This window comes from Halomonas sp. PAMB 3264 (assembly GCF_031954245.1).
In the GTDB taxonomy this organism is placed as follows: domain Bacteria; phylum Pseudomonadota; class Gammaproteobacteria; order Pseudomonadales; family Halomonadaceae; genus Vreelandella.
Map to the genome: position 1 here is coordinate 448299 of NZ_CP134866.1, position 24112 is coordinate 472410.

The following is a 24112-nucleotide window of genomic DNA, read 5'->3' on the forward strand; positions in this document are numbered from 1 at the left end:
GTCTCCGTTGCGTTAAGTCGTGCTGAGTGTGGAAGGTTTGGCGCCGCTTAGTGGCCGCGCAGCTCGCGGGCCATGTCATCGGCGCGGTCGGCGCAGGCCTGCATGGCGGCCTTGATCGTTTCACGCAGCTTCGCCGACTCCATGTGCTCGATCGCCCGTTCGGTAGTGCCGCCGGGCGACATGACGTTGCGCTTGAGCGTGGCCGGGTCGTGTTCGCTTTGCGCGGCCATGGTCGCCGCGCCCAGCGCGGTTTGAATCGCCAGGCGCCGCGCGGTCGCCGCCGGCAGCCCCTGGGCCACTGCGGCCTCTTCCATCGCCTCGAACATCAAAAAGAAGTAGGCCGGGGCGCTGCCGGATACCGCGGTGACCGCACTCAAGAGCGCTTCGTCTTCGACCCATTCGACGATGCCTACCGCTTCCATGAGCTCGCCGGCCAAGCGGCGCTGGTCGTCACTGACGTTGGCGTTGGCGTAGAGACCGCTGGCGCCGACGCCAACCAACGAGGGCGTGTTGGGCATGCAGCGCACCAGCGCCGTCTCGCCGCCAAGCCAGCCGTCGATTGTAGCGGCTTCAAGGCCCGCAGCAATCGAAATGACCAGCGGCTTGCTTGCCTGTACGGTTTCTCTCAGCGCCGCGCATACGTCCTGCATGATCTGCGGCTTGACCGCGAGGATCACCACGTCCGCATTTTTGACCGCCTCGAGGTTGTCGGTATGGGTGTGAATGCCCAGGGTCTCGCGAAGCGGCGCAAGCTCCTCCTCTTTCGGCGCGGTGGCGGTGATCTGTGCCGCGGAAAAGCCGCTGTCGAGCAGGCCGCCGATGATCGCCTTGGCCATGTTGCCCGCGCCGATGAAGGTAATGTTGTTCGCCATTAATGATGCTCCTGATTGAATAAAAGTGGCCGCTCGCAGCGGTTACCGTGATCGAGTACCTGGATTCACGCCTGAACGCGGGCGCCAAAAATCGCGCTGCCCAGGCGTACCAGCGTCGCGCCTTCGAAAACGGCGGCTTCCAGATCGTCGCTCATGCCCATGGAGAGCGTATCCAGCGCCGCGTCGGGCAGTGCGGTCTGCAGTTCACCCAGTAGCGCCTTGAGCGCGGCGAAGGGTTCGCGCTGGCGCTTGGGGTCATCACAGGGTGCGGGAATCGCCATGAGCCCGCGCAGCGAAAGACGTTCGAGAGTGGCGATCTCCCTGGCGAGTGCCAGCGCGTCTTCCGGTGCGACGCCAGCCTTGCTCGCCTCGCCGCTAATGTTCACCTGCAAACAGACGTTGAGCGGGGGGAGATGTGCGGGGCGCTGCTCATCGAGTCGCCTGGCGATCTTTTCGCGCTCGACGGTGTGCATCCAGTCGAAGTGCTCGGCCACCGCCCGGGTCTTGTTGGACTGCAGCGGGCCGATGAAATGCCACTCGATATCGTCGAGATCCGCAAGCTCGCGCTGCTTGTCGAGCGCCTCCTGCAGGTAGTTTTCACCGAAGGCGCGCTGGCCGTGCTGCCAGGCCTCGCGCAGCATCGCGGCGGGTTTGGTCTTGCTCACCGCCAGAAGTCTGGCGCTGCCCGCCGGGCGATCGGCGGCGTCGAGCGCCCGCTCCAAACGCCGGTGGGCGGCGTCAAGCGACGTGCAAAGCGCGATCTCTGCCATACTGAAGTACCTTTAACCGCCAGGGAAGTGAGATGGATATTACCGAACTGCTGGCATTCTCGGCAAAACAGAATGCCTCCGACCTGCATCTGAGCGCCGGTTTGCCGCCCATGATTCGCGTCGATGGCGATATTCATCGGCTCAACGTCCCCGCCATGAGCCACGAACAGGTGCTGTCGCTGGTTCACGCCATCATGAACGACCGTCAACGCCAGGAGTATGACGAGCATCTGGAGATCGACTTCTCCTACGCCTTGGCAGAGGTCGCACGCTTTCGCGTCAACGCCTTCACCCAGGGGCGTGGCGCCGGGGCGGTGTTTCGCACCATCCCAAGCCAGGTGCTGTCGATGAAAGCGCTGGGCCTGGGAGAGGTATTCGAGCGCCTGGCAATGCTGCCGCGTGGGCTGGTGCTGGTCACCGGTCCGACCGGGTCGGGCAAGAGTACGACCCTGGCCGCGCTGATCGACTACATCAACGAATACCGCTATGAGCACATTCTCACCATCGAAGACCCGGTGGAATTCGTGCACGAAAGCAAGAGCTGTCTGGTCAATCAACGCGAAGTGCACCGCGATACCCACAGCTTCGCCAACGCCTTGAAAAGCGCGCTGCGTGAGGATCCGGACGTGATCATGGTGGGGGAGCTTCGCGATCTCGAAACCATTCGGCTGGCGCTGACCGCGGCGGAAACCGGGCACCTGGTCTTCGCCACGCTGCACACCACCTCGGCGGCGAAGACCATTGATCGCATCATCGACGTTTTCCCCGGCGAGGAGAAAGCCATGGTGCGCTCGATGCTATCGGAGTCGCTGCAGGCGGTCGTCGCCCAGACGCTGTTAAAGCGCGAAGGCGGCGGGCGCGTGGCGGCCCACGAAATCCTGATCGCCACCTCGGCGGTGCGCAACCTCATCCGCGAGGACAAGGTGGCGCAGATCTACTCGGCGATGCAGACCGGCGTCAATCTCGGCATGCAGACCCTCAACGCTTCGCTATTAAAGCTGGTCAAGGAGGGCGCGGTCAGCTTCGAGGAGGCTCAGACCCGCGCCCAGGGCGCGCTTACTCCGCCCCGCGACTAACTCAGGCTCAGCGCGCGTAGATCCCGCCGAGCACGCGGGGGCCACGCGCGCCGGTCACCGAGGGCAGGTTGCCGGGCAGGTTTTCCAGCCGCCGGTGGGCCAGCCAGCCAAACGCGCCGGCTTCGATCCAGTCCGCCGGCCAGCCGTACGCTTCTGGCGAACTCAACGTCGCACGCGGCAGGTGATGGCCCAGTCTCTCCATCAGGTGGGCGTTGTGGGCACCGCCGCCACCGGTGATCAAATTGACCCGTGTGGTGCTGGGTAAAAGCTCGCCGATGGCGCGGGCGACGCTTACCGCGGTCAACTCGGCAAGCGTGGCCTGCACGTCGGCCGGGTTCTCATCGCCATTAAGCCTTTTGAGCAGCCACTCGAAATGAAACAGTTCGCGCCCGGTGCTCCTCGGCGGCGGCTGGCGGAAAAAAGGCTCGTCGAGCAGCCGGTCGAGCAGGGCGGTATCGATGCGCCCGCTTTTCGCCCAGGCGCCGTTTTTATCGAAGCGCTCGGTCGCTCCCTTTGAGCAGTGGTGCGCAAACCAGGCGTCCATCAGCACGTTGGCCGGGCCAGTGTCGAAGCCGATGACCGGCTCGTTGGGGGCGCCGGGAAGCCAGGTGACGTTGGCGATGCCGCCGAGATTCAGCACCAGCTGCTCGGCCCCGGCCGCCGAAAAAAGCGCCTGATGAAAGGCCGGGGCAAGCGGCGCGGCCTGCCCGCCGGCGGCGAGATCACGCCGGCGAAAATCCCCTACCACGGTGATGCCGGTAAGCTCCGCCAGAAGGCTCGGGTTGTCGAGCTGCAGCGTATAGGCCGGGCCTTCGGTGTGGCCTTGCGGAGCGTGTTCGATGGTTTGGCCGTGGCTGCCGATGGCGCGAATTTCCTCATTTGAGACGCCGGCCTTGCCGAGCAGCGCCTGAACCGCTTTCGCCTGCAGCGCGCAAAACTGCGTCTCGACGCTTGCAAGCTCGGCAAAGCGCGCCTGATCCGAGTGGCACAGCGTTAGTAGTGCCTGGCGCATCGGCTCGGGCATCGGCTCGGCGTGGGTCTCGAGCAGTCTGGGTGCGGCCGTGGGGGCGATGGCCACCAAAGCGGCGTCGATGCCGTCGAGGCTGGTGCCGGACATCAGCCCGATATAGAGCAGCGTGTCCGGCGCCGGGGGCGTCTTCATGGGTGAATCCATGGGTGTATCCAGAGTAGTGAAGGCTCAACCGGTGTCGATTGGCGTGATAACATTGGCGGCTATCGATCGTTTCCGCCCCGAACGGGCAAAGCTTACCAGTGGAGAGAGGCAATGAGTGAGGTGGATCAGGCGCTAGCGCTGCTGTCGCGCGGCACACACGAAATTCTGGTCGAGGACGAGCTGCGCAAAAAGCTCGAGTCCGGCCGCAAGCTGCGCATCAAGGCAGGCTTCGATCCCACCGCACCGGATCTGCATCTGGGCCACAGCGTTTTGCTCACCAAGATGCGCCAGTTTCAGGACCTGGGCCACACCGTCATCTTTTTGATTGGCGACTTCACCGGACGTATCGGTGACCCGACCGGCAAGAACGTGACGCGCAAGCCGCTCACCGAGGCCGACGTCAAGGCCAACGCCGAGACCTATAAAGAGCAGGTGTTCAAGATCCTTGATCGGGAAAAGACCGAGGTGCGCTTCAACGCCGAGTGGTTTGGCGAAATGGGGGCGGCCAAAATGATCGAGCTGGCCGCGCAAAGTACCGTGGCGCGCATGCTCGAGCGCGACGACTTCGAGAAGCGCTACAAGGCCAATCAGTCGATCGCCATTCACGAGTTTCTCTATCCGCTGGTACAGGGCTACGACTCCGTGGCGCTCGAAGCGGATGTGGAGCTGGGCGGCACCGACCAGAAGTTCAATCTCCTAATGGGGCGCGAAATCCAGAAGCACTTCGGCCAGGAGCCTCAGGTCGTCATCACCATGCCGCTGCTCGAAGGGCTGGACGGCGTGCAGAAAATGTCGAAGTCGCTGGGCAATTACGTCGGCGTCGATGAGTCACCGGGGTCGATGTTCAACAAGCTGGTCTCCATGCCGGACAGCCTCATGTGGCGCTACTTCGAGCTTCTGTCGCTGAAGTCCAACGAGGAGCTCGAAGCGCTCAAGCAACGCGTCGAGCAGGGTGCCAACCCGCGCGACATCAAGATGGAGCTCGCCCGCGAGCTGATCGCCCGCTACCACGGCGACGAGGCCGCGGCCAACGCGCACAAATCCGCCGGCAACCAGCTGGCCGATGGCGAACTGCCGGAAGACCTGCCGGAGGTCGAGGTCGACTTCGAAGGAGGGGAGGCGCCGATCGCAAGCGTTTTGACCCGGGCGGGGCTGACCAAAAACAGCGCTCAGGCCAAGGACATGCTCAAGAATGGCAGCGTGAAGGTCGACGGTGAAGCGGTCGCGCCCAGCACCATGCTGACCACGAATAAGGCCTACGTCATCCAGGCCGGTAAGAAGCGCTACGCTCGTGTCACGCTCAAATAACGCTTTTTGAAAAAAGCCCTTGCGCTCGCCGCATCAAATCCGTAAAGTACGCATCCGCTGCCGGGGACGCCAAGCGTTTCCAGCGGTGGATGAAGGTGAAAACCTTCGGTTTGTCAGGAAGTTAGAGCACTGTTCGGCAGGTTTGAATGGCTCGCTTCACTCGCTGAAATCAGCGGTTGACAAATTCACCGGAATGCGTAGAATACGCCTTCCTCGACGGGCAAGCGGTTCAGGTCATCGAACGGTTCGTCGAAAGCTCTTTAACAATTTGATCAGGCAATTCATGTGGGCGTTTGCCGATGAGGGTGACAAGTCACCTTATATCAAGGCAGACGAACACAGCGATACCCTTCGAGGTATCACGGTAAATTCGTTTGAACCTTGAGCCAGGATTGATTCGCCTCTGCGTCATGTCGTCGTATGTGGGGCAGGCAAGAATCACACTGATTTTAAACTGAAGAGTTTGATCATGGCTCAGATTGAACGCTGGCGGCAGGCTTAACACATGCAAGTCGAGCGGCAGCACGGGAAGCTTGCTTCCTGGTGGCGAGCGGCGGACGGGTGAGTAATGCATGGGAATCCACCCGATAGTGGGGGATAACCTGGGGAAACCCAGGCTAATACCGCATACGTCCTACGGGAGAAAGGGGGCTTTGGCTCCCGCTATCGGACGAGCCCATGTCGGATTAGCTAGCTGGTGAGGTAACGGCTCACCAGGGCGACGATCCGTAGCTGGTCTGAGAGGATGATCAGCCACATCGGGACTGAGACACGGCCCGAACTCCTACGGGAGGCAGCAGTGGGGAATATTGGACAATGGGCGAAAGCCTGATCCAGCCATGCCGCGTGTGTGAAGAAGGCCCTCGGGTTGTAAAGCACTTTCAGTGGGGAAGAAGGCCTGCCGGTTAATACCCGTCAGGAAGGACATCACCCACAGAAGAAGCACCGGCTAACTCCGTGCCAGCAGCCGCGGTAATACGGAGGGTGCAAGCGTTAATCGGAATTACTGGGCGTAAAGCGCGCGTAGGTGGCTTGACAAGCCGGTTGTGAAAGCCCCGGGCTCAACCTGGGAACGGCATCCGGAACTGTCAGGCTAGAGTGCAGGAGAGGAAGGTGGAATTCCCGGTGTAGCGGTGAAATGCGTAGAGATCGGGAGGAATACCAGTGGCGAAGGCGGCCTTCTGGACTGACACTGACACTGAGGTGCGAAAGCGTGGGTAGCAAACAGGATTAGATACCCTGGTAGTCCACGCCGTAAACGATGTCGACCAGCCGTTGGGTGCCTTGTGCACCTTGTGGCGAAGTTAACGCGATAAGTCGACCGCCTGGGGAGTACGGCCGCAAGGTTAAAACTCAAATGAATTGACGGGGGCCCGCACAAGCGGTGGAGCATGTGGTTTAATTCGATGCAACGCGAAGAACCTTACCTGCTCTTGACATCCTGCGAACCCGGAAGAGATTCCGGGGTGCCTTCGGGAACGCAGAGACAGGTGCTGCATGGCTGTCGTCAGCTCGTGTTGTGAAATGTTGGGTTAAGTCCCGTAACGAGCGCAACCCTTGTCCCTATTTGCCAGCGCGTAATGGCGGGAACTCTAGGGAGACTGCCGGTGACAAACCGGAGGAAGGTGGGGACGACGTCAAGTCATCATGGCCCTTACGAGCAGGGCTACACACGTGCTACAATGGCCGGTACAAAGGGCAGCGAACTCGCGAGAGCAAGCGAATCCCGAAAAGCCGGTCTCAGTCCGGATCGGAGTCTGCAACTCGACTCCGTGAAGTCGGAATCGCTAGTAATCGTGGATCAGAATGCCACGGTGAATACGTTCCCGGGCCTTGTACACACCGCCCGTCACACCATGGGAGTGGACTGCACCAGAAGTGGTTAGCTTAACCCTCGGGAAAGCGATCACCACGGTGTGGTTCATGACTGGGGTGAAGTCGTAACAAGGTAGCCGTAGGGGAACCTGCGGCTGGATCACCTCCTTAAACGATGCGTCATCCTCGCGGTAAACGTCCACAATGAATTGCCTGATCAAGTGATAGAGCAAACGGTTTGGCACGATCCCCTCTTGGGTCTGTAGCTCAGTTGGTTAGAGCGCACCCCTGATAAGGGTGAGGTCGGCAGTTCAAGTCTGCCCAGACCCACCAGATTCCCGTAATGCCCGCATTAAAAAGCTCTTCGTATGGTGGTCTGTACGTTGTTGCGTTTTGTTGTGTCTCACGGAAATTGATGGCAAGAGGTGAAATTGCAAAACGATGGGGCCATAGCTCAGCTGGGAGAGCGCCTGCCTTGCACGCAGGAGGTCAGCGGTTCGATCCCGCTTGGCTCCACCATTATCTCGTTGCCGTGTTGTTGTACCGTTTGTTGTTTTGTGATCATTGACAAGGCAGGGTTTTAAAAGCCGTCTTGTCACTGTTCATCGAACAGTCGCTCTTTAACAATGTATATCATGCTGACAGTATCGAATGACGATACGGTGACATGGGCTTCGGCTCCTGTGATCGTGACGTGATCTCGATACGCAATTGTTTTGTGATACGTCTCAAGCGTATCCGGCAATCGTTGTCATTGCGGGCCCGGACTCCTTCGGGTTATAGGGTCAAGCAATGAAGCGCACACGGTGGATGCCTAGGCAGCCAGAGGCGATGAAAGACGTGGAAGCCTGCGATAAGGTTCGGTGAGGTGGCAAACGACCTGTGACCCGAACATCTCTGAATGGGGAAACCCACCGACCACAAGGTCGGTATCGTATCCTGAATACATAGGGATACGAGGCGAACCGGGGGAACTGAAACATCTAAGTACCCCGAGGAAAAGAAATCAACCGAGATTCCCCCAGTAGCGGCGAGCGAACGGGGACCAGCCCTTAAGTTGTGCAATCGATAGGCGAACAGTCTGGGAAGTCTGACCATAGCGGGTGATAGTCCCGTAGCCGAAATCCGAGCACAGTGAAATCGAGTAGGTCGGGGCACGAGAAACCCTGATTGAAGACGGGGGGACCATCCTCCAAGGCTAAATACTCCTGGCTGACCGATAGTGAACCAGTACCGTGAGGGAAAGGCGAAAAGAACCCCGGCGAGGGGAGTGAAATAGATCCTGAAACCGTGTGCGTACAAGCAGTGGGAGCAGACTTGTTCTGTGACTGCGTACCTTTTGTATAATGGGTCAGCGACTTATATTCAGTGGCGAGCTTAACCGAATAGGGGAGGCGTAGAGAAATCGAGTCTTAACTGGGCGACCAGTCGCTGGATATAGACCCGAAACCGGGCGATCTATCCATGAGCAGGGTGAAGGTTGAGTAACATCAACTGGAGGCCCGAACCAGGATCTGTTGAAAAAGATTTGGATGACTTGTGGATCGGAGTGAAAGGCTAATCAAGCCCGGAGATAGCTGGTTCTCCTCGAAAGCTATTTAGGTAGCGCCTCACGTATCACCACCGGGGGTAGAGCACTGTTTCGGCTAGGGGGTCATCCCGACTTACCAACCCGAGGCAAACTCCGAATACCGGTGAGTGCAGCGTGGGAGACACACGGCGGGTGCTAACGTCCGTCGTGAAAAGGGAAACAACCCGGACCGTCAGCTAAGGTCCCCAAATCCTGGTTAAGTGGGAAACGATGTGGGAAGGCTCAGACAGCCAGGAGGTTGGCTTAGAAGCAGCCATCCTTTAAAGAAAGCGTAATAGCTCACTGGTCGAGTCGGCCTGCGCGGAAGATGTAACGGGGCTAAACCAGGTACCGAAGCTACGGGTTCATCCTCTGGATGAGCGGTAGAGGAGCGTCGTGTACGCCGATGAAGGTGGATCGAGAGGTCTGCTGGAGGTATCACGAGTGCGAATGCTGACATGAGTAACGATAAGGGGAGTGAAAAACTCCCCCGCCGGAAGACCAAGGGTTTCTGTTCGATGCTAATCAGAGCAGAGTGAGTCGGCCCCTAAGGCGAGGCCGAAAGGCGTAGTCGATGGGAAACGGGTCAATATTCCCGTACCGGACATGATTGCGATGGGGGGACGGAGAAGGCTAGGTGAGCCGGGCGCTGGTTGTCCCGGTGAAAGCAGGTAGGCTGAACGCTCAGGCAAATCCGGGCGTTCAAGGCCGAGATGCGAGACGAACTGACCACGGTCAGGAAGTCACTGATGCCACGCTTCCAGGAAAAGCCTCTAAGCTTCAGATCATGTGCGACCGTACCCCAAACCGACACAGGTGGTCAGGGTGAGAATCCCAAGGCGCTTGAGAGAACTCGGGTGAAGGAACTAGGCAAAATGGTGCCGTAACTTCGGGAGAAGGCACGCCGGCGTAGGGTAGAGGGACTTGCTCCCCGAGCCCGAACCGGCCGAAGATACCAGGTGGCTGCAACTGTTTAGTAAAAACACAGCACTCTGCCAACGCGCAAGCGGACGTATAGGGTGTGACGCCTGCCCGGTGCCGGAAGGTTAAGTGATGGTGTTAGCCCTCGGGCGAAGCTCCTGATCGAAGCCCCGGTAAACGGCGGCCGTAACTATAACGGTCCTAAGGTAGCGAAATTCCTTGTCGGGTAAGTTCCGACCTGCACGAATGGCGTAATGATGGCCACGCTGTCTCCACCCGAGACTCAGTGAAATTGAAATCGCCGTGAAGATGCGGTGTACCCGCGGCTAGACGGAAAGACCCCGTGAACCTTTACTATAGCTTCACACTGGATACTGATGTTGCCTGTGTAGGATAGCCGGGAGGCTAGGAACTCCGGACGCCAGTTCGGAGGGAGCCACCCTTGAAATACCGGCCTGGCATCATTGGTGTTCTCACTCCGACCCGTTATCCGGGTCGAGGACAGTGTGTGGTGGGTAGTTTGACTGGGGCGGTCTCCTCCCAAAGAGTAACGGAGGAGCACGAAGGTACCCTCAGCACGGTCGGACATCGTGCAATGAGTGCAAGAGCATAAGGGTGCTTGACTGCGAGACAGACACGTCGAGCAGGTGCGAAAGCAGGTTCTAGTGATCCGGTGGTTCTGTATGGAAGGGCCATCGCTCAACGGATAAAAGGTACTCCGGGGATAACAGGCTGATACCGCCCAAGAGTTCACATCGACGGCGGTGTTTGGCACCTCGATGTCGGCTCATCACATCCTGGGGCTGAAGTCGGTCCCAAGGGTATGGCTGTTCGCCATTTAAAGTGGTACGCGAGCTGGGTTTAGAACGTCGTGAGACAGTTCGGTCCCTATCTGCCGTGGGCGTTGGATGTTTGAGAAGGGCTGCTCCTAGTACGAGAGGACCGGAGTGGACGCACCTCTGGTGTTCCGGTTGTCACGCCAGTGGCATTGCCGGGTAGCTATGTGCGGACGGGATAACCGCTGAAAGCATCTAAGCGGGAAGCCCCCTTCAAGATGAGACATCCCCGAGGCCTCGAGCCTCCTGAAGGGCCCAGCGAGACCAGCTGGTTGATAGGCACGGTGTGGACGCACCGCAAGGTGTTGAGCTAACGTGTACTAATGGCCCGTGAGGCTTGACCCTATAACACCCAAGGGGTTCGGCCCGCAGTGACAACGAAGCAGGAACCGGATACGCACGAGCATGAAGCGAAAGGCTTCATGTCGAACGAGACGATCACGAAACCGTCAGCCGATATACATTGAAAGTTACGCCTGACGACCATGGCTTGCGTGAACCACCCGATCCCTTGCCGAACTCGGAAGTGAAACCGCAACGCGCCGATGGTAGTGTGGGGTCTCCCCATGCGAGAGTAGGTTATCGTCAGGCACCTATTCGAAAAAGCCCCGAGCACTCTGTGTTCGGGGCTTTTTTTTATGCGTGGAAAAAAGAAGGGAAAAGGCCCGGAAGGCAGGGTGCCTGCCGCCCGGCCCCGGCCCCGGCGGCGCGGTGCGCCTCATCGCTGGCTGACGCCTGCTCCTACAGGACAATCGCGCCCCGATCGACTGCAGGAGCCCGATTCATTGGGTGATGGCGGCTCAGCCGCCCGGGTGGGATTTGCTGCCACCGTGCCTGCTGTCCACCCAAGCGACGCGTTGCGCCACATCGCTGGCTAGCGCCTGCTCCTGCAGGGCAATCGCGCCCCGATCTACTGTAGGAGCCCGATTCATCGGGCGATTGCGCCTGCAGGTGACTTGGATCGTCATACCGAAGCCGGCCATGCGCCACAGCGCGTTTCAGCGGCCGGCAATGGCGCTGGGATTTGTGCTTTATTGGCGAACGCGCTAAAAGAGAGCGACACTCCCCAACGAATGTTACGCCCATGCGCTTGCACGCCGATCAAGGTTTGCTTCTACTCATCGATTTTCAGTCGCGGCTGTTGCCTGTCATTCCCGGTGCGGAGCAGGGCATTCGTGAAGCCGGGTGGCTGGCTGGCGTCGCCTGTGAGCTCGGCATGCCGGTATGGCTGACCGAGCAAAATCCGGCTCAGCTCGGCCACACCGAGGCGTCGCTAACGCAGGCGCTGGGTGAGTATGCGGTGTGGGAAAAGCAGCACTTCAGCATTACCGAGGAGCCCGCGTTCATGCGTGCGCTGGAAAAAACAGGGCGGCGACAAATCGTGCTGTGCGGTACGGAGGCGCATATCTGCGTGCTGCAAAGCGCGCTGGGGTTTTTGGAGGCGGGATTCGAGGTGTACTGGCTGGTGGAGGCCACATTAAGCCGGCGCCCGGCAGAGGCCGAGCTTGCAAGAGCGCGTGCCGGCCAGCACGGCGCGGTGAGCATAAGCGCCGACATGGCGGCTTACGAGTGGCTCCACCGCTGCGACACCGCGCTTTTCAAACGCATCCACCGTCAGTTTTTGAAGCCGCGCGCCGGGCGCGCGCTTTCGTTTACGGGCGATCCTTTTCGCGGCGCGTAAAGACCAGCTCGCGCTCGTTTGAGGCGGCCTTGTCGAAGCCGTACCCCGCCACATCGAACGCCTTGAGCGCTTCTGGCGAGTTGACCTGCTCGCGAATGATCCAGGCACTCATAAGCCCGCGCGCCTTCTTGGCGTAGAAGCTGATGATCTTGTAGCTCCCGTTTTTCTCATCCTTGAATACCGGCGTTACAATCTCGGCGTCAAGCTTTTTAGCGTCGACCGCCTTGAAGTACTCGTTGGAGGCCAGGTTGACCAGTACGTTTGATCCGCTCTCATCAATCGCCTCGGCAAGTGCCGGCGTCAGAATCGGTTTCCAGTAGGCGTAAAGATCCTTGCCCGCGGCGTTGGGCAGTTTGGTGCCCATCTCCAGTCGGTAGGCCTGAATCAAATCCAGCGGGCGCAAAAGCCCATAAAGCCCGGAGAGAATACGCAGATGTTTCTGCGCGAAGCGGTTATCCGTTTCGCTGAACGACTCGGCCTCGAGCCCGGTATACACGTCGCCCTGAAACGCCTGGGCCGCCGGCTTGGCGTTGTCCAGCGAAAACGGCGGCTGCCACTCCTTGAAGCGTGCAGCGTTGAGCCCGGCAAGCTTATCGCTGATGCCCATTAGCTCGCTGATCTGCTGGGGGGAGTAGTCGCGCAGAATATCGATCAGCGGCTGGCTCTGCTCGATAAAATCCGGCTGTGTAACGTTGTCCGTCGTAGGTGGCGTTTCAAAATCCAGCGTTTTGGCTGGTGAAATGACGCTTAGCATCGCGAGCTCCTTGAGCGCGGCGTATAAAAGAGATAATAGCGGCCCATGATACCAGGCCCCGGCGAGTGCCGGGGCTATGGCGTTGATAGTCAAAGCGTTCGCTTGGCGGGGTAGGGCTCAGGGGCTTGGGTTGGAGATGCGCTGATGGATCGCGTCGATGCCTTCGAGCACCTCGTCATCGAGCTTGAGCGCTTCGCTTTCGAGGTTGGCTTCAAGCTGCTCCATGGTCGTCGCGCCGATGATGTTGCTGGTCAAGAACGGCCGCGAGTTGATGAAGGCGAGCGCCATTTGCGCCGGGTCCAGCCCGTGCTTCTGGGCCAGCGCGACGTACTCCTGAGTTGCCTGCTCTGCCTGGGGCGAGGTGTAGCGCTTGAAGCGCTCGTAAAGCGTCAGCCGACCTTTGGCAGGGCGAGCGCCGTTCAGGTACTTGCCCGACAAAACGCCGAAGGCCAGCGGCGAGTAGGCCAGAAGGCCGACGTCCTCGCGGTGAGCGATTTCGGCAAGGCCGACCTCGAAAGAGCGGTTCAGCAGGTTATAGGGGTTTTGTATCGAGGCCACGCGGGGCAGGTCGAACTCCTCGGCCAGTTGGAGCATGCGCATCACGCCCCAGGGCGTGTCGTTGGAGACGCCGATGGCGCGCACCTTGCCCGCATCGACCAGCTCCTTGAGTGCGCCAAGCGTCTCTTTCAACGGTGTGGCATCTTGATCATCGGCGGCGGTGTAGCCAAGCTGACCGAAGAAGTTGGTTTTGCGCTCGGGCCAGTGAAGCTGATAAAGATCCACGTAGTCGGTTTGAAGGCGCGCAAGGCTTGCATCGATCGCCTCATGAATGTGGGCGCGGTTCATGCGCGAGCCGCCGCGAATATGCTCGACGCCGGGGCCAACGATCTTGGTCGCCAGTTTGATGTCGTCGCGGGCGCCGCGCGCCTTGAGCCAGCTGCCCACGTACTTTTCGGTCAGGCCCTGGGTCTCGGCCTTGGGCGGAACCGGATACATTTCAGCGGTGTCGATAAAATTAATGCCGAACGCCACGGCGCGGTCGAGCTGTTCATGGGCCTCGGCTTCGCTGTTTTGCTCACCATACGTCATGGTGCCCAAACACAGGCGGCTGACATCGAGTCCGGTTCTGCCAAGTGGACGGGTCTGCATTCTTATCTCCTGGACGGCGTAAAGGGGCCTAACGGGCGGACTTCAACGCCCGTGCGGCGATGGCGTCAGAGCATGTTAGCGACCCCCGCTTCAACCGGCAAATGAAGGGGGTTGAGTCAAAGCGAAGGCAGGCGTATGCTTGCCAGCCCATTTGCCGACCCAGGGTCGGTTTTCCGTAGGGTTAGCCATTCAGGTGGTTGGCTAGCTAAAGCTTTCAACAGATAGGCAGGGTGGTTTGCCATGCCGCAGGCATCATCTTTGTTTATTCGGCTCGAGTTTCGTTTGGCCGAACAGCTGTTTCGTTCCCGGTGGTTGCTTCCCCATTCGCCCCGCACTCAGCGTTTGACCATGCGCCTTTACAAGCGCTGCGCCGAGGCCGGGCATCCGGATGCGCTCTCCACCTACGGCCAGATGCTGTTTCACAAAAGCCGTTCGCCCCAGGACAAGGCGCGGGGTGCGCGCTACGTGCTGGAAGCTGCTCAGGCCGGCGACGTTCAGTCGCAGTACCAGGCGGCGCGCATTCACGAGCACGGCTGCGTTCAGTACCCGTGTCGCGAGGATTACGCGGTGACCTGGTACGCCCGCGCTGCCCAAAAGGGCCACCGGCTTGCCGCTGAGCGCCTGTCGCGCGCCTATGAGCGCGGCGAGCTGGGGCTTGGCATCGACCGCGAGCGCTCCGCTTACTGGGAAAGCATTGCCAACCCCACCCAGGTGGTAGCGGCATGACGGTAAAGCGATGACACACTCTGCAGGTGAGCCGCTGCCGACCGTACTGGATATCGAAGCCTCGGGCTTTGGTCGCGGAAGCTATCCCATCGAGATCGGCCTGGCCCGCGCCGATGGGAGCTGCTGTGCGTTTCTGGTACAGCCGCTTGACGAGTGGACGCACTGGGACCCGAAGGCGGAGCTTCTGCACGGCATTTCGCGCGAGCGGCTTTTTCAGGAAGGGTACCCGGTGCGCCAGGTCGCCTGCTGGCTCAATGACGAGCTTTCCGGGCTTGGCAAGGCCTACAGTGACAGCTGGGGCTACGACAACACCTGGCTTTCACTGCTGTTCCATCACGCCGGCATGCTGCCGCGCTTTCGCCTCGAGGCCCTGCGGATTCTGATGACCGAACCCCAGCAGGCGCTTTGGAGTGAGACCAAGGAAGCGATCATCGGCGACCAGCCCATTCAGCGCCACCGGGCCGGCGACGATGCGCGCCTGCTTCAGCTTACCTTCGAGCGCACCCGCGCCGATATTCAGGGCGTGAGCACCAGGCCCTCTTGAGCGTTTCTCTCAACGCCTATCTAAGCTCGCTCTCCAGCGCCTCGATGAGCGCTGTCGGGGTAGCCGCGTCCATCAGCATGGCGCGGGTGGCCGGCGCTAGAAAACCGTGCTCGACGGTGTTGTCCAGAAAGGCCAACAGCGGCGCGTAGAAGCCTTCGGTATCCAGCAGCGCCAGGGGCTTTTCGTGCAGGCCCAGATACCCCCAGGTCCAGATTTCGAACAGCTCTTCGAACGTGCCGATACCGCCGGGCAGCGCCACGAAAGCGTCGGCGTGGGCCGCCATGGTGGCCTTGCGCTCGTGCATGTTGGCGACCCGAATCAGCTCGGTCAGCCCGAAGTGGGCCTGCTCGCGTTCGACCAGATGGGTCGGCATCACGCCGATCACCTCGCCGCCGGCCTCGAGAGCGGCATTGGCCAGCGCCCCCATGAGCCCGACGCGCGCGCCGCCGTAGACCAGGGTGTGGCCGCGCGTCGCCAGGGTTTCGCCAAGCGATCGGGCCGCTTGCATGAAGGCGGGGCGTTGGCCCTCGCGCGAGCCGAGATAAACGCAGATGCGCGACATGGCGTGATTCCTGTAATGCAGTGGTCTATGGGAAGAGAAGAGAGCGCTAGACGTGGCGGTCGATCTGGTAGTGCTCGTCCATCCAGGCGCCGATCACGTTGTGGCTGCCCAGGTGATGGGCGTACTGGGTGTGCAGGCAGCGTATCTGCTGCCAGTTGCTGATGCCGCCGATGCCGCGCTCGGTGAGCACCTCACGATAGCCAAGACGCTCAACCTCACTGCGCTGCGACTCGCTCATGAACGACCAGCGCGCGGCGACGTAGTCACGGTGGCTTTGGCGGTAGCGCTCCAGAAACTCGGGCTCTTCCTGCAGGCGCTGCTCCAGCGACTTGATCACCCCGACCGCCTCGACCCGCGAGATTTCGATCTTGAGCACGTCCGAGCAGAGCCAGTACAGCGTGGGGAAGGGCTTGCCGTCGACGATCGGCGCCATGCGCAGCGCCAGGGGCGTGCCGTGTTCGTCTTCGGCGGCGACGGCTTCGATACCGCGGGGCGCCCGGCCCAGCTGTCGGGTGATGATCTCAAGCTGGTGCTCGGTGGGGGCGTGGTCGGTACGGATTACCATCAAAAAATCTCTTAGCGTTGCTCGTCTCGAACAAATTTATTGGAGCGGCCCACGGCGCGGAAAAAGCAGCGGTTGAGCTGCTCCGGGGAGGCGACGTAGGACCAGGTGCGCTCGCAGTACTCGGCGGCGCGCGCGATCAGCACGTCATACAGACGATTGAACGGGGCATCATAATCGTAGGGGTCGGCGCCGAACAAGCGGATATGCGGGTAGTCGGCGAAACGCTCCACGAAATAGCGCTCCAGGTCCGCCTCCACGGTCTTGTGTCTGGCCGTGTTGTCCGGCTCGAGCCAAAGGTTGTAGCGTATGGCCATGGTCTCTCCTGCGCCCGGCGGGCGGTGGATCAGGCGGGCGCGTCCTGCAGGTGCGCCTCCAAAGCGGCTCGCAGCTCGCCTTCGATGGGCAGCGCGCGCTTGGCCTGATGATCGTATTGCAGCATGACGGTGTGGCCCACGTTGGTCAGTTTACCCAGCTGATGCGCTTCCTGAGTCACCGTGAACGAGCTGTTGCCCAAGCGCGTCAGGTAGGTACGTAGTTCGACGGGGTGACCGTAAAACAGTTCAGCACGGTAGTCGACTTCCATGCGCGCCATCATCAGGCGCCACTTTTTGGGGTCGAGATCCGGCGTGAACAGCGTGAACAGGTCGTTGCGCGCAAGCTCGAACCAGGCGGGCAGGCGCGTGTTGTTGATGTGGCCGAGCGCATCGGTGTCGTAAAAAGCGGGGTCGATGGTGCGTGTGAACATGGGCGTCCCTTCTACAGAGTGGAATACCTGGCATAGATGTCTGGTCGCGTTTGGTCAAACGCCGGGCCTTGCTTTGAGCCGGCGTGCGCTCCACCAGCGTTGAAGCTTCATCCAGCCAAGAAGCCAGAGCGTTGCGACCAGAAAGCCTGCCAGCGTTCCCGGCACCAGCCCCCAGGCGTCGTAAGTATAGGAAACGCACAGCGCATAGCTCCAGAGCGAGCCAAGCCCCATGGGGTAGTGCTTGATGACCGTGGCGGTCGGGGCGGGCCCCTGGCTCAGATGAAGAATCAGCAAAAAGGGCAGCATGGTGATCGGAAAGGCGGCCAGCGTCCCCGCCCAGGCGGTCGGTACCCAGTGAGCCAGCGTGGTAATGACGAAAATGATCGCCGTTGCCAGTAGCGCGCGCGCGAAGAGCGCCCGCCAGGAGAACGGCGCTCGGGCGCTCGCCACGCTGTCGGGAATACGCCGAAACAGAAGACTGAACACCACGATGGCGCACAGCGTTACAAGCGTGCCGGAGAGCCGCGTGAAATCGAACCGAGCAAGCACCAGGCTCACGGCGAACCAGGCCGCAAGGCCCCCGCAGGTTCCCAGCAAGACGCCTCTCATACCGGGCTTTCGCCCGCAAAGCCAGTAGCCCGCGCCGAGTGCCATGGTGGCGGTAAAGCCTGCCAGAGTATGGACCGCACTTTGCGCGGCGTAGAGTGGTGAGATTTCAAGGCCAATGAAAAAAAGCGCCAGCGCCGTGCCCAGCGGATAGCCCGCCAAAAGCCCCGCGACCCGGGGGCTCACGCGCACCGCGATGACGCCCAGGCCCAGCACCATACTTACCGAGGCGGCAATCTTGGCCAACTGCCAGCTGAGAGGAACTTCCAGCATTCTCGATTATCCTTATACGTATTAATGATGTTTAAGTTCCGTCGTTCAGGAGATCCAGGCTTCGTGGATACCGCGTCCTCATCCGGCCATTCGCTGTCGCCGCCCGCCAAACCGGCGCAGTGCGAGCTATGCCATCGAGCCGCAGCGCTCACCAAGCACCACCTGATTCCCCGTACGCTGCACAACAAGCCGCGCTATCGAAAACGCTACAGCCGCGAGGAGCGCCTGACCGCCATTGCCTGGCTTTGCCACCCCTGCCACAAGCACCTTCACCGGCTTTACAGCGAGCGCGAGCTGGCCGACCGCTTTCCAAGCGTCGAGTCGCTGGCCCAGGACCCGGACATTCGTGCCTTCGTCGAGTGGCTGTCCACCAAGCCCGCCGGATTCAAGCCGAAATCGCCGGTGCGCAAGCGCTAAGCGCAAGCATCGATGCGCGTCGCCAGCGGGTCGGCGCTGCCACTCTGCACTCCATGGTCGTTTATATTCGCGGCGCGTCATATAAGCACTTTGTATACAGGCGGGCGAAAAGCCGGAAACGAACAGCCGGCAGTAAAAACGAGGAGCATGAAGACGGGGTAATGAAAACGAAGAGACACGCCGGATCCACCGGCGCGGCGGGTTAGATCAGGCGCAGGCCCTGCTGGTCGCGCCAGGCCGCGTCGAGCGCCTGCTCGAGAGGGGCCTGAAGGTGGGCGGGCAGGGCGGCGCGAGCGGCCTCTTGTGAATCGAACGCGCGGTTCTTGAGCCAGCAGTAGGCCCAGGCGCACGCCTCTTCATCGCTTTGCGGCGTCGGGCGGGCAGGCATCTGATTGAGCAAAAAAACCGCGGTGCGCGGTGCCCAAAGCGGCATGGTGCCCTCGGTGTCATCGCTCCAGCGCTCGAGATCCCGCCCGCTGGGCGTGGCGTCCGGCGTGCCCAGCTTGGCGACCCGCGCGGTTTCCGCCAGAATGAGTGCCAGCTGGTCGGCATCCGCCTGACCCAGCGAGCGCCACTGGCGTAAAAGCGCCGCCAGTCCCGCGCGCATCCTGGTGTAAAAGTCGTTTTGCGCCATGCTCGTCGTCAATCCTTTCGCAATCAGTGAGAACTCTCATGGGCTTCGATTTTGCCACGCCTGTCGAGCGGCGCCACCCCGAAGGGGGCTACTCGTCACAAAAATGGCACCGCTACGGCGCCGACATCCTGCCGCTGTGGGTGGCGGACATGGACTTTCGTTCGCCGCCGGCGGTGATCGAGGCGCTCGAGCGCCGCGTCGCCCACGGCGTGTATGGCTACGGCGAGGTGCCCGAAACGCTCAAGAAGACGCTTTGTGATTGGAGCGCAACACACTACGACTGGCCGATCGAGGCCGAGTGGCAGCACTGGCTGCCCGGCGTGGTGCCCGCACTGCACTTCGCCACGCTGGCGCTGACAAAGCCCGGCGACGCCGTGCTCACCGCCACACCCATCTACCCGCCGTTTCTGGCCGTGGCCGAGCGTACCGGGCGCGTGAGTCAGCAGGCAAGACTCGCCGAACCGGTTGGCCCCGGCGAGCCCTGGCGGCTCGATCTCGAAGCGTTGGAAGCTGCCATCACGCCAGAGACGCGCCTGCTGCTCTGGTGCCACCCGCACAACCCGACCGGCCGCGTCTGGCGTCATGAAGAGCTTGAAGGATTGGCCGAGCTGGTCGCGCGCTTCGATCTTTTCGTGGTGTCCGACGAGTTGCACTGCGATCTTCTGCTCGAGGAGGGTGCGCAACACCGCCCGTTGGCCGCACTGTTTCCGGAGCTCGCCCGGCGCACGATCACGCTCTGGGCGCCGTCCAAGACCTTTAACCTGGCAGGGCTCTCGAGCGCCTGCGCGGTGATTCCGGACGCCACGCTCCGCCAGCGCTTTGTCATGGCCTGTAAGGGGTGGCTTCCGGAGGTGAACGTGTTGGGGCTGGTGGCCGCCGACGCCGCCTATGGTCAGGGCGAGCCCTGGCGCCAGGCGCTGCTCGAGGTGCTGCGCGGCCACCGCGACATGCTAAAGCAGTGTGTTGCCCGCTGGCCCGGGGTGAGTCTAAGCGTCCCGGAGGCGACCTATCTGGCGTGGCTCGACGTGCGCCGGGCGAATCTGGGCGATTCGCCCTATCAAGCGCTCAAGGAGCAAGCGGGAGTGGCGCTTTCCGACGGAGCGGCGTTTGGCCGCCCCGGCTTTCTGCGCCTGAATTTCGGCACCACGGGCGCCGAGCTCGAAGCGGCGCTTTTGCGGCTCGACGCGGTGCTCGGGCCCGCGGCTCAGTAGAGCAGCGCGAAGAGCTTGCGACGGTAGGCCACGGTCAACGGATGATCGGCGCCGAGGGCGTCGAACACCTGCAACAGCGTCTTGCGCGCGGCGTCATCGTTATAGGCGCGATCGGACTTCATCAGCGTCAGAAGCCCTTCAAGGCCCGTATCGTAGTCGCCGTCGGCGACCTGACGCAGGGCGCGCTGGTAGCGCGCTTCGCTGTCGTCGCGATCCCCCAGGGCGGCGATTTCCTCGGCGGTGAGGGCCTGCTCGCTGAATTCGATGCTGGCGCGTACGCCGCGGGCGGCTGCTCCTTCGCGCTCTTCCGGCGGCAGGTTGTCGAGCACGCTGCGTGCCTCGTCGCGCTGGCCCTCGGCCACCAGCACCTTCGCCATGGCTACCTGGTAGGCGTGGTACTCCGGGTACTGGGTGATCAGCGTCTGGTAGATTTCCCTGGCGGTGGCGGTATCACCCTCGGCCAGCGCCGCTTCGGCCTGCTCTTCGGGCGTGGCCGGTGCATCCTCCGGGGCCTGAATGTAGCGCCCGAGCCACTCACGCACCTCTTTTTCCGGCAGCGCCCCCTGGAAGCCATCGACCAGGCCGCCCTGGCTTACGAGCTTGACGTCCGGCACCGAGCGCACGCCGAGCTGTGCGGCGATCTCCGGGTTGGCCTGAGCGTCGAGTTTGGCCAGCAGGAAGGCGCCGCCGTACTCCAGCGCCAGCTTTTCGAGCACGCTGATCAGCTGCTGGCAGGGCTCGTTGGCCGGCGAGTAGCTGTCGAGCAGCACCGGTACCTGGCTCGAGGCTTCCAGCACTTTCTGAATGTTGGCCGCGCTCAGCTCGATGATCACATCGTCGCGGGCGACGGCGGGCCGGCTGCCGCTGGCGGCAGTGTCGGCGGCGGGTTCGGCCGTCAGCGTATTTCCGGTGCGGGGATCAATAATCGACATGTCACGTTCTGCGCTCTGCTAGGGAAAGAATAAAACAAGCATGGCACATGATATTAAGGCGGGGAGGGCGTTATTCAAGCGGTGCCGCGCAGGCAACGACACCGCAAAGGTGTGACCGGTTATTGGCGGGCGTCGAGCTCGGCCTGCATGTCGTCGATCATGGCGTACATGTCGTCACATAGCGCTTGGGAGGGCTCGTGACCTGATCCTGGCTCCATCAGTTCGAGCTCATCCTGATGGCGAGAAAGTACGTCCTGAACGCCGCCGGCGCTGGTGATCGCTTCCATGTCAGCGGTGAGCTCCTCGGCAGTTTTGCCCTGCTGCATCTGGTTGGCCGCGTAGGCTTCCAGCTGGTCGTACACGTTCTGGTTGGCGGCCATCAGCGCCTCGGACGAGCACGCCTGGCTTTGAGCGAAGGCGCCCTGGGTGGTCAGGGCCGCGGCCAGGCTCAGAAATAGGGCGAATTTTTTCATGAAGACACATCCTTTATAGGTAGAGCGTTGCGCTCAAGAGACACTCTCAAGTGGGAGTCGTTCCCGTAATGACGTCATTTGAACGGGAAACGCCGGCAGCACCGCTTGGAAAAGCGCCTGCCCCTCTGGTGAGGTCAGCGTCAATGGCGAGGTGACGGGGCGGTCCTCGACCAGCCGCCCGGCGCCCATGACCAGTACCCGTGAGCAGAAGCGCTCGACCAGACGAAGATCGTGAGTGACGAACAAGAACGCCACGCCGACGTCGCGCTGCAAAGCGGTGAACAGCTCCAGCATCTGGAGCTGCAGGTGCAGGTCCAGATTCGAGACCGCTTCATCCAGCACGATCAGCGACGGCCGGGGCGCCAGTGCCCGTGCGATACACACGCGCTGAAGCTGACCGCCGCTGAGTTCGAACGGGTAGCGGCGGGCAAACCGGCGGGCCAGGCCGACGGCGTCGAGAAGCTCCGCCACCCGGGCCGGCTGCTGGGCACGGTCCAGGTCGGTGAGGTGAATCAGCGGCTCACTGATGATATCGCTCACGGTGAGGCGCGGGTTCACCGCGTTCTGCGGATCCTGAAACACCATTTGCACCTGGCGGCGAAACGCCTGCCAGCCGGGTTTGTCGAGACTGGATAACGCGTTGCCTTGAAAACGCACCGTGCCCAGGCTTGGCGTTTCGAGTCCGGTGAGCAGGCGCGCCAGGGTGCTCTTGCCGCAGCCGCTGCGCCCGAGAAGCCCCAGGGTTTCGCCCGGTTCGATCTCAAGCGACACCTCTGACAGCACGGGCTGGGCCGGTCGACGGCGCAACAGCGACCGCCTCGGGGAGTAGCCGTGAGAGACGCCTTCGGCGCTTAAAAAACTCATATGACCAGCCTCATGACGGTGCCTGCCGATGCGGGTAGAGCGCCAGGTGCGCCTCGACGAGCGCCCGGGTAACGACGTGCTGCGGGCGCTCAAAAAGCGTTTCGACCGGTGCGCTCTCCACCAGCCGGCCCTGATCCATCACCAGCACCCGGTCGGCCAGGCGCGCCACCACGCCCATGTCGTGGGTGATCAGCAAAAGCCCCAGCCCAAAGCGCGTACGCAGATCGGCGAGCAGATCGAGAATGTCGCGCTGGTGGATGACGTCTAAATCCGTGGTCGGCTCATCGGCGAATAGAAACGGCGCCTCGCTTGCCAGCGCCAGCGCAATCATCGTGCGCTGGAGCATTCCGCCGCTCATTTCAAACGGATAAAGCTTCAACAGCCGCTCGGGCTCCTCGAGGCCCGCATCCAGCATCGCCTGGCGGCTACGCGGCCCGCGCGCCTTTCTCGCCACGCCCAGCGCTTTGAGCGTTTCATCGAAGTGGCTCTTGAGCGTGCGCACCGGATTGAAGGCGCTGCGCGGGTTTTGCATGATCGAGGCGACCACCCGCCCGCGCAAAAGCGACGCGGCGATCGGCATACCGTCGAGGTGGACTTGGCCCGCGCGTTTGATCGTACCGCTGGGCAGAGCGTCGAGGGCCGCGGCGCAGCTTAGCGACTTGCCCGAGCCGCTGGCGCCGACCAGCGCCACCACTTCGCCGCGCTCGAGAGTGATCGAGACATCGTCGACCAGGCGCTCGTCGCGGGTGTCGACGGTCATGCCTTCAAGGGCCAGGGTGCGGTGCGTGGGCGGCGCGTTCAATGCGTATGCTCCCGTTGAAGTTGAGGGTCGAGGCGGTCGCGCAGCGCGTCGCCCAGCAGGTTGAAGGCCATTACGCTCACAAACAGCGCCAGCCCCGGCCAGAGCATCAGCATCGGCTCGGTCCAGACGAACTGGCGCGCATCCGAGAGCATCACGCCCCACTCCGGCGTGGGGGCGGCGACCCCGAGCCCGAGAAACGACAGGCCCGAGACGTGCAGCATGATGTGGCCGATATCGAGCGAGGCGAGCACCGCCAGCTGTGAAAGTGTGGATGGCAGCAGGTGGCGGGTAAAGATGCGCAGCCGCCCGGCGCCGGCCATGCGCGCGGCGCTGATGTAGTCGCGATGCTTGAGCGACAGCACCACCGAACGCACAATCCGCGCGTACCAGGCCCAGTGGGAGAGGGCGATAGCGAGTATCACGTTGGTAAGCCCCGTGCCCAGCATGCCGATCATGAACAGCGACAGCACGAAGGTGGGAAAGGTCAGAAAGATATCCGTCAGGCGCATGGTGATCTGATCGAAGCGCCCGCCGATGACCCCGGCGCTGCCGCCCACCACGATGCCCAGCGCCAGCAGCAGCGAAAGCGTCACGGCGACCACGCCGAGCGAGACCCGCGTGCCCTCCAGAAGCCGTGCGAGAATGTCGCGCCCCAGGTGGTCGGTGCCGAGCCAGTGCGTGGCGCTCGGCGGGGCGAGGCGCTCGGAGAGCGTCACGGCGTTGGGATCAAACGGCGAAAGTCCGGCGCCGAACAGCGCCACGAACACCAGCCCCGCCACCAGCGCCAGAGCGATGCAGGTGGTCAGGCGCGCCTTGGGCAAGCGCCCCCGAG

At 61.9% G+C, this 24112-nt stretch carries 23 protein-coding genes, 2 tRNA genes and 3 rRNA genes; 12 read left to right on the forward strand and 16 right to left on the reverse strand.

Annotated features, from left to right (window positions below):
• Positions 1-47: 47 nt before the first annotated feature.
• Together proC and RN347_RS02060 are read right to left on the reverse strand one after the other, a co-directional pair.
• The gene (proC, locus tag RN347_RS02055) at positions 48-872 is read right to left on the reverse strand and encodes a pyrroline-5-carboxylate reductase (RefSeq protein WP_311959777.1); all 825 of its coding nucleotides are present in this window, start codon (positions 870-872) and stop codon (positions 48-50) included.
• A gap of 65 nt (positions 873-937) precedes the next feature.
• Positions 938-1642 carry a YggS family pyridoxal phosphate-dependent enzyme gene (locus RN347_RS02060; RefSeq protein WP_311959779.1) on the reverse strand — a complete coding sequence of 235 codons (705 nt, stop codon included), beginning with the start codon at positions 1640-1642 and terminating at the stop codon, positions 938-940.
• A gap of 32 nt (positions 1643-1674) precedes the next feature.
• Here RN347_RS02060 and RN347_RS02065 point away from each other — a divergent pair, with 32 nt between their 5' ends.
• Positions 1675-2718, forward strand: coding sequence for a type IV pilus twitching motility protein PilT (locus RN347_RS02065; protein ID WP_263585280.1), 1044 nt, complete (start codon positions 1675-1677; stop codon positions 2716-2718).
• A 7-nt stretch (positions 2719-2725) separates the two neighbouring features.
• Here the strand turns inward: RN347_RS02065 and RN347_RS02070 are convergent, their stop codons facing one another.
• Entirely contained in the window at positions 2726-3880 is a 1155-nt protein-coding gene (locus RN347_RS02070; RefSeq protein ID WP_263585279.1) for an anhydro-N-acetylmuramic acid kinase, read from the reverse strand.
• 123 nt (positions 3881-4003) lie between these two features.
• Between RN347_RS02070 and tyrS the strand changes: the two genes are divergently transcribed.
• The 7 genes from tyrS to RN347_RS02105 all read left to right on the forward strand — a co-directional run bounded on the left by tyrS (position 4004) and on the right by RN347_RS02105 (position 12023).
• Complete coding sequence (gene tyrS, locus RN347_RS02075) at positions 4004-5200, forward strand: tyrosine--tRNA ligase (protein WP_311959784.1); 1197 nt, start codon at positions 4004-4006, stop codon at positions 5198-5200.
• Between the two features lie 451 nt (positions 5201-5651).
• A 16S ribosomal RNA gene (locus tag RN347_RS02080) occupies positions 5652-7186 on the forward strand.
• 85 nt (positions 7187-7271) lie between these two features.
• Positions 7272-7348: transfer RNA gene (locus RN347_RS02085), tRNA-Ile, on the forward strand.
• Positions 7349-7458: 110 nt separating this feature from the next.
• Positions 7459-7534 (forward strand) — tRNA-Ala (locus tag RN347_RS02090).
• 264 nt (positions 7535-7798) lie between these two features.
• Positions 7799-10687 (forward strand): 23S ribosomal RNA (locus tag RN347_RS02095).
• Between the two features lie 130 nt (positions 10688-10817).
• Positions 10818-10933, forward strand: a 5S ribosomal RNA gene (gene rrf, locus RN347_RS02100).
• Together the 16S, 23S and 5S rRNA genes with 2 tRNA genes alongside form the textbook arrangement of a ribosomal RNA operon.
• Before the next feature lie 493 nt (positions 10934-11426).
• A complete protein-coding gene (locus tag RN347_RS02105) occupies positions 11427-12023 on the forward strand; it encodes an isochorismatase family protein (protein ID WP_311959786.1) in 597 nt (198 codons plus the stop codon).
• Here the strand turns inward: RN347_RS02105 and yaaA are convergent.
• Both yaaA and RN347_RS02115 read right to left on the reverse strand, forming a co-directional pair.
• On the reverse strand, positions 11995-12777 hold the full coding sequence (gene yaaA, locus RN347_RS02110; protein ID WP_263585276.1) for a peroxide stress protein YaaA: 783 nt from the start codon (positions 12775-12777) through the stop codon (positions 11995-11997). The two genes, RN347_RS02105 and yaaA, sit on opposite strands and share 29 nt — an antisense overlap.
• Positions 12778-12894: 117 nt before the next feature.
• A complete protein-coding gene (locus tag RN347_RS02115; protein WP_263585275.1) occupies positions 12895-13926 on the reverse strand; it encodes an NADP(H)-dependent aldo-keto reductase in 1032 nt (343 codons plus the stop codon).
• A 240-nt stretch (positions 13927-14166) separates the two neighbouring features.
• Between RN347_RS02115 and RN347_RS02120 the strand changes: the two genes are divergently transcribed.
• Both RN347_RS02120 and RN347_RS02125 read left to right on the forward strand, forming a co-directional pair.
• Positions 14167-14652, forward strand: coding sequence for a tetratricopeptide repeat protein (locus tag RN347_RS02120; protein ID WP_263585274.1), 486 nt, complete (start codon positions 14167-14169; stop codon positions 14650-14652).
• 10 nt (positions 14653-14662) lie between these two features.
• The gene (locus RN347_RS02125) at positions 14663-15196 is read left to right on the forward strand and encodes a hypothetical protein (protein ID WP_263585273.1); all 534 of its coding nucleotides are present in this window, start codon (positions 14663-14665) and stop codon (positions 15194-15196) included.
• A 16-nt stretch (positions 15197-15212) separates the two neighbouring features.
• Here RN347_RS02125 and RN347_RS02130 read toward each other — a convergent pair whose 3' ends face one another.
• The 5 genes from RN347_RS02130 to RN347_RS02150 are packed head-to-tail and all read right to left on the reverse strand — an operon-like array spanning position 15213 to position 17947.
• The gene (locus RN347_RS02130) at positions 15213-15758 is read right to left on the reverse strand and encodes a TIGR00730 family Rossman fold protein (RefSeq protein WP_311959788.1); all 546 of its coding nucleotides are present in this window, start codon (positions 15756-15758) and stop codon (positions 15213-15215) included.
• Between the two features lie 46 nt (positions 15759-15804).
• Positions 15805-16323: a DUF501 domain-containing protein gene (locus RN347_RS02135; protein ID WP_263585271.1), complete on the reverse strand. Its 519-nt coding sequence runs from the start codon at positions 16321-16323 to the stop codon at positions 15805-15807.
• An 11-nt stretch (positions 16324-16334) separates the two neighbouring features.
• Positions 16335-16637 (reverse strand): hypothetical protein, encoded by a 303-nt coding sequence (locus RN347_RS02140; protein ID WP_252109432.1) that lies wholly within the window; start codon positions 16635-16637, stop codon positions 16335-16337.
• A gap of 29 nt (positions 16638-16666) precedes the next feature.
• Positions 16667-17068 (reverse strand): thioesterase family protein, encoded by a 402-nt coding sequence (locus tag RN347_RS02145; protein ID WP_263585270.1) that lies wholly within the window; start codon positions 17066-17068, stop codon positions 16667-16669.
• A 54-nt stretch (positions 17069-17122) separates the two neighbouring features.
• The gene (locus RN347_RS02150; RefSeq protein ID WP_311959794.1) at positions 17123-17947 is read right to left on the reverse strand and encodes a hypothetical protein; all 825 of its coding nucleotides are present in this window, start codon (positions 17945-17947) and stop codon (positions 17123-17125) included.
• A gap of 63 nt (positions 17948-18010) precedes the next feature.
• Between RN347_RS02150 and RN347_RS02155 the strand changes: the two genes are divergently transcribed.
• Complete coding sequence (locus RN347_RS02155) at positions 18011-18364, forward strand: hypothetical protein (RefSeq protein ID WP_311959796.1); 354 nt, start codon at positions 18011-18013, stop codon at positions 18362-18364.
• 202 nt (positions 18365-18566) lie between these two features.
• Here the strand turns inward: RN347_RS02155 and RN347_RS02160 are convergent, their stop codons facing one another.
• The gene (locus tag RN347_RS02160; RefSeq protein WP_263585267.1) at positions 18567-18998 is read right to left on the reverse strand and encodes a hypothetical protein; all 432 of its coding nucleotides are present in this window, start codon (positions 18996-18998) and stop codon (positions 18567-18569) included.
• Positions 18999-19036: 38 nt separating this feature from the next.
• Between RN347_RS02160 and RN347_RS02165 the strand changes: the two genes are divergently transcribed.
• Complete coding sequence (locus tag RN347_RS02165; RefSeq protein ID WP_311959799.1) at positions 19037-20209, forward strand: PatB family C-S lyase; 1173 nt, start codon at positions 19037-19039, stop codon at positions 20207-20209.
• Here the strand turns inward: RN347_RS02165 and RN347_RS02170 are convergent.
• The 5 genes from RN347_RS02170 to nikC form a co-directional block, all read right to left on the reverse strand.
• Positions 20203-21141 carry a tetratricopeptide repeat protein gene (locus tag RN347_RS02170; RefSeq protein ID WP_311959801.1) on the reverse strand — a complete coding sequence of 313 codons (939 nt, stop codon included), beginning with the start codon at positions 21139-21141 and terminating at the stop codon, positions 20203-20205. The two genes, RN347_RS02165 and RN347_RS02170, sit on opposite strands and share 7 nt — an antisense overlap.
• A gap of 119 nt (positions 21142-21260) precedes the next feature.
• Positions 21261-21614 (reverse strand): hypothetical protein, encoded by a 354-nt coding sequence (locus tag RN347_RS02175; protein WP_263585264.1) that lies wholly within the window; start codon positions 21612-21614, stop codon positions 21261-21263.
• Between the two features lie 33 nt (positions 21615-21647).
• Entirely contained in the window at positions 21648-22478 is an 831-nt protein-coding gene (gene nikE, locus RN347_RS02180) for a nickel import ATP-binding protein NikE (protein WP_311959803.1), read from the reverse strand.
• 10 nt (positions 22479-22488) lie between these two features.
• Positions 22489-23280, reverse strand: coding sequence for an ATP-binding cassette domain-containing protein (locus tag RN347_RS02185; RefSeq protein WP_311959805.1), 792 nt, complete (start codon positions 23278-23280; stop codon positions 22489-22491).
• Positions 23277-24101, reverse strand: a complete 825-nt coding sequence (gene nikC, locus RN347_RS02190) for a nickel ABC transporter permease subunit NikC (RefSeq protein ID WP_311959809.1) — start codon at positions 24099-24101, stop codon at positions 23277-23279. Before nikC ends, RN347_RS02185 begins: the two co-directional genes overlap by 4 nt.
• Positions 24102-24112 lie beyond the last annotated feature (11 nt).

Coding starts and splice junctions, on each gene's coding strand:
- RN347_RS02170 (WP_311959801.1), bottom strand. CDS start 21,141: ATGTCGATTATTGATCCCCGCACCGGAAATACGCTGACGGCCGAACCC.
- RN347_RS02175 (WP_263585264.1), bottom strand. CDS start 21,614: ATGAAAAAATTCGCCCTATTTCTGAGCCTGGCCGCGGCCCTGACCACC.
- RN347_RS02135 (WP_263585271.1), bottom strand. CDS start 16,323: ATGGTAATCCGTACCGACCACGCCCCCACCGAGCACCAGCTTGAGATC.
- RN347_RS02125 (WP_263585273.1), top strand. CDS start 14,663: ATGACACACTCTGCAGGTGAGCCGCTGCCGACCGTACTGGATATCGAA.
- RN347_RS02140 (WP_252109432.1), bottom strand. CDS start 16,637: ATGGCCATACGCTACAACCTTTGGCTCGAGCCGGACAACACGGCCAGA.
- proC (WP_311959777.1), bottom strand. CDS start 872: ATGGCGAACAACATTACCTTCATCGGCGCGGGCAACATGGCCAAGGCG.
- RN347_RS02160 (WP_263585267.1), bottom strand. CDS start 18,998: ATGGCGCAAAACGACTTTTACACCAGGATGCGCGCGGGACTGGCGGCG.
- RN347_RS02105 (WP_311959786.1), top strand. CDS start 11,427: ATGCGCTTGCACGCCGATCAAGGTTTGCTTCTACTCATCGATTTTCAG.
- RN347_RS02145 (WP_263585270.1), bottom strand. CDS start 17,068: ATGTTCACACGCACCATCGACCCCGCTTTTTACGACACCGATGCGCTC.
- RN347_RS02130 (WP_311959788.1), bottom strand. CDS start 15,758: ATGTCGCGCATCTGCGTTTATCTCGGCTCGCGCGAGGGCCAACGCCCC.
- RN347_RS02165 (WP_311959799.1), top strand. CDS start 19,037: ATGGGCTTCGATTTTGCCACGCCTGTCGAGCGGCGCCACCCCGAAGGG.
- RN347_RS02115 (WP_263585275.1), bottom strand. CDS start 13,926: ATGCAGACCCGTCCACTTGGCAGAACCGGACTCGATGTCAGCCGCCTG.
- RN347_RS02070 (WP_263585279.1), bottom strand. CDS start 3,880: ATGAAGACGCCCCCGGCGCCGGACACGCTGCTCTATATCGGGCTGATG.
- RN347_RS02150 (WP_311959794.1), bottom strand. CDS start 17,947: ATGCTGGAAGTTCCTCTCAGCTGGCAGTTGGCCAAGATTGCCGCCTCG.
- nikE (WP_311959803.1), bottom strand. CDS start 22,478: ATGAGTTTTTTAAGCGCCGAAGGCGTCTCTCACGGCTACTCCCCGAGG.
- tyrS (WP_311959784.1), top strand. CDS start 4,004: ATGAGTGAGGTGGATCAGGCGCTAGCGCTGCTGTCGCGCGGCACACAC.
- RN347_RS02065 (WP_263585280.1), top strand. CDS start 1,675: ATGGATATTACCGAACTGCTGGCATTCTCGGCAAAACAGAATGCCTCC.
- RN347_RS02060 (WP_311959779.1), bottom strand. CDS start 1,642: ATGGCAGAGATCGCGCTTTGCACGTCGCTTGACGCCGCCCACCGGCGT.
- yaaA (WP_263585276.1), bottom strand. CDS start 12,777: ATGCTAAGCGTCATTTCACCAGCCAAAACGCTGGATTTTGAAACGCCA.
- RN347_RS02120 (WP_263585274.1), top strand. CDS start 14,167: ATGCCGCAGGCATCATCTTTGTTTATTCGGCTCGAGTTTCGTTTGGCC.